Genomic DNA, 6200 nt, shown 5'->3' with positions numbered 1-6200 from the left:
GACATCCTGGTCAACAACGCCGGCGTCTTCCACGTCGGCCCGATCGAGGACATGGAACCGGCGGAGATCGACCGCACGCTGGCCGTGAACGTCCGGGCGCCGTTTGCGGCGTCCAAGGCGGCGGCGCGGCACATGGACCGGGGCGGCGGCCGCATCATCAGCATCGGCAGCAACGTCGCCGAGCGCGCGGTCTTCCCCGGACTCGCGCTGTACTCGATGAGCAAGACCGCCCTGATCGGCATGACGAAGGGCCTGGCCCGAGAGCTCGGCCCGCGCGGAGTCACCGTCAACCTGGTGCATCCCGGCCCCACCGACACGGACGCCAACCCCGCCGACGGGCCGAACGCCGAGACGATCGCCGGCTTCACCGCTGTCGGCCGCTACGCGGACGCCACCGAGATCGCGGCCACCGTCGCCCACCTGGCGGGCCCCGACGGCGCGTACATCACCGGAGCCTCGCTCCACGTCGACGGCGGCTTCACCGCCTGACCCCCGCTCATCACCTCACCCCCGAACGCGACGCGACAACTCACCTCGGCGACGCGACGCCACGACCGACGCGACGCGACGCCACGAACGACGCGACTCCACGACGCGGCCTCGACAACCCGCAGGAGGACGGTGGTACGGCCGGTGCCCCGCCCACCGGCCGTAGTTCTGGGCAGGGCCGAAAATACTCCCTGCCCAGAGCACGTTCTCTGTAGGTTGTACGGACACTTCCAACCCGACTCGAGGCCAACCCGACGTGTTCCTGACGATCAGTACCACCGGCACCCCAGAGCGCCCCGCGACCGACCTCGGTTACCTGCTGCACAAGCATCCCGACAAATCGCAAGCGTTCTCCACGTCCTACGGCAAGGCGCACGTCCTCTACCCAGAGGCGGGCGTCGAGCGGTGCACGGCCGCGCTGCTGCTGGAGGTGGACGCGGTGGCCCTGGTCCGGCGGGGCAAGGGCAAGGGCCGCGGCGGCGCCCCCGACGCGGCGCTCGCCCAGTACGTCAACGACCGTCCGTACGCGGCTTCCTCCCTGCTCGCCGTCGCGCTGAGCAGCGTCTTCTCCAGCGCGATGAGCGGCCGCTGCAACGCCCGGCCGGACGCCCCGGGCGAGGCCCGCCCCCTGCGTATCGAGATACCCGCGCTGCCGGCGCGTGGCGGCCCCGACCTCGTCGCCAAGCTGTTCGAGCCGCTCGGCTGGACGGTCACCGCCGAGGCGGTGCCCCTCGACACCCAGTTCCCGGAGTGGGGCGCCTCCCGGTACGTCCACCTGGTCCTGGAGTCGGAGTCCCTGACCCTCGCCGAGGCACTGCGCCACCTGTACGTCCTGTTGCCGGTCCTCGACGACGCCAAGCACTACTGGGTGTCGTCCGACGAGGTCGACAAGCTGCTGCGCGCCGGTGAGGGCTGGCTGCCCGGGCACCCGGAGCAGAAGCTGATCACCAGCCGCTATCTCTCGCGTCGCTGGTCGCTGACCCGCCAGGCCATGGAGCGCCTGGAACTCGTACGGCTGGCCGAGGCCGACGACAGCGAGGTCGAGGAGATCGACAACGCCGTCGAGGAGCCGGAGGATGCGGAGGAGACGGCGGCGCCCGGTGCCTCCGATGCCGCCGGGACGGCCGCGGGAACGGACGGCGCCGTCCCCGCCACCGCCGACGGCCCCGCCGAGACCGACGTGCCCGCCGAGGACAGGCCCACACCCCTCGCCGTGCTCCGCCGCGACGCGATCATCGCCGCACTGAAGGACTCCGGTGCCGCCCGCGTGCTCGACCTCGGCTGTGGACAGGGCCAGCTCGTGCAGGCGCTGCTCAAGGACCCGCGGTTCACCGAGATCGTCGGCACCGACGTGTCGATGCGCGCGCTCACCATCGCCTCCCGCCGCCTCAAGCTCGACCGCATGGGGGAGCGGCAGGCCTCGCGCGTGCAGCTCTTCCAGAGTTCCCTCGCCTACACCGACAACCGGCTGAAGGGCTACGACGCCGCTGTGCTCTCCGAGGTCATCGAGCACCTCGACCTGCCCCGGCTGCCCGCCCTGGAGTACGCCGTGTTCGGCTCGGCCCGCCCCCGGACCGTCGTCGTGACCACCCCGAACGTCGAGTACAACGTCCGCTGGGAGACCCTCCCGGCCGGCCACGTCCGCCACGGCGACCACCGCTTCGAGTGGACGCGCGAGGAGTTCCGCGCCTGGGCGGCCACGGTGGCCGAACGGCACGGCTACGACGTCGCGTTCGTGCCCGTCGGACCCGACGACCCGGAGGTGGGGCCACCCACCCAGATGGCCGTGTTCGGCATCAGCGACATGAACGAGAAGGAGGCGAAGGCGGCATGAGCGACACCACCGTGGAGACCGGCGTGCAGAAGACCCCGGGGCGCACCCTGCCCGTCACCGACCTCTCCCTCGTCGTCCTGATCGGCGCCTCCGGCTCCGGCAAGTCGACCTTCGCCCGCAGGCACTTCAAGCCCACCGAGATCATCTCCTCCGACTTCTGCCGGGGCCTCGTCTCCGACGACGAGAACGACCAGAGCGCGACGAAGGACGCCTTCGACGTGCTCCACTACATCGCCGGCAAGCGGCTCGCCGCCGGCCGCCGCACCGTCGTCGACGCCACCAGCGTGCAGTCGGAGTCCCGCAAGCAGCTCATCGATCTGGCCCGCACGCACGATGTGCTGCCGATCGCCATCGTGCTGGACGTGCCCGAGGAGGTGTGCGCCGAGCGCAACGCGGCACGCACCGACCGCGCCGACATGCCGCGCCGCGTCATCCAGCGCCACACCCGCGAACTCCGCCGCTCGCTGCGCCACCTGGAGCGCGAGGGCTTCCGCAAGGTGCACGTCCTGCGGGGCGTGGCCGACGTCGAGAACGCCACGATCGTCACCGAGAAGCGCTACAACGACCTCACCCACCTCACCGGCCCGTTCGACATCATCGGCGACATCCACGGCTGCGCCCACGAGCTGGAGGCACTCCTCGGCAAGCTCGGCTACGTCGACGGCGTCCACCCCGAGGGCCGTACGGCCGTCTTCGTCGGCGACCTCGTCGACCGCGGCCCGGACAGCCCCGGCGTGCTGCGCCGCGTGATGTCGATGGTCGGCTCGGGCGACGCGCTGTGCGTGCCCGGCAACCACGAGAACAAGTACGGCCGCTACCTCAAGGGCCGAGGGGTCCAGCACACGCACGGCCTCGCCGAGACCATCGAGCAGATGGAGGGCGAGAGCGAGGAGTTCAAGAAGCAGGTACGGGAGTTCATCGACGGACTCGTCAGCCACTACGTCCTCGACGGCGGGAAGCTGGTCGTCTGCCACGCCGGACTGCCGGAGAAGTACCACGGCCGCACCTCCGGCCGGGTGCGCAGCCACGCCCTGTACGGCGACACCACGGGGGAGACCGACGAGTTCGGGCTGCCCGTGCGCTACCCGTGGGCGGAGGACTACCGGGGCCGCGCGGCCGTCGTCTACGGCCACACCCCGGTGCCGCAGGCCACCTGGCTGAACAACACCATCTGCCTCGACACGGGCGCCGTCTTCGGCGGGAAGCTGACCGCGCTGCGCTGGCCGGAGCGCGAACTGGTCGACGTACCGGCGGAGCAGGTCTGGTACGAGCCGACGCGGCCGCTGGCCTCCGAGGCGCCCGGCGGCCACGAGGGTCGGCCGCTGGCCCTGGCGGACGTGCACGGCCGCCGTATCGTCGAGACCCGCTACGACGGCCAGGCCCGCGTCTCGATCCGCGAGGAGAACGCGGCCGCCGCCCTGGAGGTCATGAGCCGTTTCGCCGTCGACCCGCGGCTGCTGCCGTACCTCCCGCCGACCATGGCGCCGACGGCCACCTCGCACGTCGAGGGCTATCTGGAGCACCCGGCGGAGGCGTTCGCGCAGTACAAGGAGGACGGGGTCGCGCGCGTCGTGTGCGAGGAGAAGCACATGGGCTCGCGGGCCGTCGCCCTGGTCTGCCGTGACGCGGACGCGGCCCGCCGCCGTTTCGGGGTGGACGGCCCCACCGGTTCCCTCTACACCCGCACCGGCCGCCCGTTCTTCGACGACGAGGCCCGCACCGAGCTGGTCCTCGGCCGGGTGCGCGAGGCGATGACGGCGGCCGGGCTGTGGGAGGAGCTGGACACCGACTGGGTGCTGCTCGACGCCGAGCTGATGCCGTGGTCGCTGAAGGCGTCCGGGCTGCTGCGCACCCAGTACGCGGCGGTCGGCGCCGCGTCCGGCGCGGTCTTCCCGGGGGCGCTGGCCGCCCTGGAGGGCGCGGCGGCGCGGGGCGTCGACGTGGGCGCACTGCTGGACAAGCAGCGGGAGCGGGCCGTCGACGCGGCCGCGTTCACCGAGGCGTACCGGCGCTACTGCTGGCCCACCGAGGGCCTGGACGGGGTGCGGCTCGCCCCGTTCCAGATCCTCGCCGTCCAGGGCCGCAGCCTCGCGGCGCTGCCGCACGACGAGCAGCTCGCCCTCCTCGACCGGCTCGTCGAGTTCGACGCCAGTGGACTGCTGCAGACCACCCGGCGCCTCTTCGTCGACACCGGTGACGAGGACTCGGTCCGGGCCGGCGTCGACTGGTGGCTGGAGATGACGGGCCGCGGCGGCGAGGGCATGGTCGTGAAGCCGGTCGGTGCCGTGGTCCGCACGGAGCAGGGGCGGCTGGTGCAGCCCGGCATCAAGTGCCGGGGCCGGGAGTACCTGCGCATCATCTACGGCCCGGAGTACACCCGCCCGGACAACCTGGCCCGACTGCGCGGCCGTTTCCTCAACCACAAGAGGTCGCTCGCCATCCGCGAGTACGTCCTCGGTCTGGAGGCCCTCGACCGGCTCGCCGAGGGGGAGCCGCTGTGGCGGGTGCACGAGGCGGTGTTCGGGGTACTGGCCCTGGAGTCGGAGCCCGTCGACCCCCGGCTGTGACCGCCGGGCCCGTGCCTGTGCGGTGACTTTGCGGCTGATAATGTCGCAGACAGGCGTGGCCGTGCTCCGCGTTCGAATGGTTTCAGCGGTTCCGGCACTGCTCGGGGGCAGCGATCGCAGCCAATCGCAGGCGATCGCTGTCACCCGGGTCGGTCCCATCGGTTCCATTCGAAGGTATGCGGGGTACCCCATGCGTCGCAGCACAGCGCAGTCCGGGCGACAGCGATCGGCACTCGACGCCGCCTACGACGAGTGCCGCCGCCTGGTCCGCACGACACGGCCCACCGAGTACGCCCTGATGGGTCTGATGCCCCCGGCGGCCCGGCCCGCCTGCTGGGCCCTGTACGCGGCGTTCGCCCACGCGGACGACCTGCTCGACTCCACCGACGGCACCCCCGAGGAGCGCGCCGCCCGGCTCCGGGAGTGGCGGACGGCGCTGGAGGCCGACCTCGCCGGCGGCACCAGCGACGACCCGATCCGTCTCGCGCTGACCGACGCCGTCTGGCACTGGGGGCTCGACCTCGGGGACCTGCTGGGCGCGCTGGAGGCGGTCCAGCGGGACGGCGACCGGCAGTCCGTCGCCACCTGGCAGGAGTGGCGGGAACGGTCCCACGCCCAGAACATCAGCTGGCCCGAGCAGTTCATGCGGCTGCTGGTGCGGTGCGGCCTGCCCGTCCCCGTACGGCTGCGGGACGTACCCGGCTTCACCCGTTTCGTGGAGGGCCTCTTCCTCGCGGACATGCTCCGCGACCTGCCCGAGGATCTGGACGGCGGCCAGGTCTGGTTCCCGACCGAGGTGCTCGACCGGTTCCAGGTCGCCCCGGCCGATCTGATCGCCCGCCGGTGGACCCCCGCCGTCCGGCGGCTCATCGCCCACCTCACGGGTGAGGCCCGTGCCTGGCTGGAGGGCGCCCGCCGGGTCCTGCGCGGCAGCCTGCCACTGGGGCCGGCGATCGTCCTGGACACCACCGTCGACCTGTTCACCGCGGAGCTGGACGCGATCATAGGCGCGGGCCCCGCCGCGCTGAGCCGGCCCGTACGCGTCCCCCGGCACAAGCAGTGGCGCCTCCTCGGCCCGGCCCGCGCCCGCGCCGCCGCGATCTGGCGGCTGACCCTGCCGCCCACCACGGCCACCCCAGGCGGCCGCCCGGCCCCGGGTCCCGACGCCGACGCCGCGCACCCCACCCCCGAGTGGCAGCCGGTGCCGGTCGCCGAGCCGCCCCTGCCGCCGCGCCCCCACGTCGACGGTGTACGCCCGCCCGAGATCGCCGCCGCCCAGCTCCCGAACCACGTGGCCATCGTCGCGGGGC

4 protein-coding genes are annotated in these 6200 nt (G+C 72.8%); all 4 read left to right on the top strand.

Annotation, left to right across the window (positions count from 1 at the left end; genetic code table 11):
* Positions 1-489: SDR family oxidoreductase (locus AOK15_RS21875; RefSeq protein ID WP_079058623.1), on the top strand; the 489-nt coding region annotated here is incomplete at its 5' end.
* Between the two features lie 256 nt (positions 490-745).
* Positions 746-2323, top strand: a complete 1578-nt coding sequence (locus tag AOK15_RS21870) for a 3' terminal RNA ribose 2'-O-methyltransferase Hen1 (RefSeq protein ID WP_055519490.1) — start codon at positions 746-748, stop codon at positions 2321-2323.
* The gene (locus tag AOK15_RS21865; RefSeq protein WP_055519488.1) at positions 2320-4890 is read left to right on the top strand and encodes a polynucleotide kinase-phosphatase; all 2571 of its coding nucleotides are present in this window, start codon (positions 2320-2322) and stop codon (positions 4888-4890) included. The genes AOK15_RS21870 and AOK15_RS21865 overlap by 4 nt, the downstream gene beginning before the upstream one ends.
* Before the next feature lie 190 nt (positions 4891-5080).
* Positions 5081-6200: phytoene/squalene synthase family protein (locus AOK15_RS21860; RefSeq protein WP_167738843.1), on the top strand; the 1120-nt coding region annotated here is incomplete at its 3' end.

Origin of the sequence: Streptomyces ossamyceticus (genome assembly GCF_001418475.1) — a bacterium.
GTDB classification, from domain to species: Bacteria; Actinomycetota; Actinomycetes; order Streptomycetales; family Streptomycetaceae; genus Streptomyces; species Streptomyces ossamyceticus.
This window is presented reverse-complemented; position numbering and strand designations above follow the sequence as displayed.

Coding starts and splice junctions, on each gene's coding strand:
- AOK15_RS21865 (WP_055519488.1), top strand. CDS start 2,320: ATGAGCGACACCACCGTGGAGACCGGCGTGCAGAAGACCCCGGGGCGC.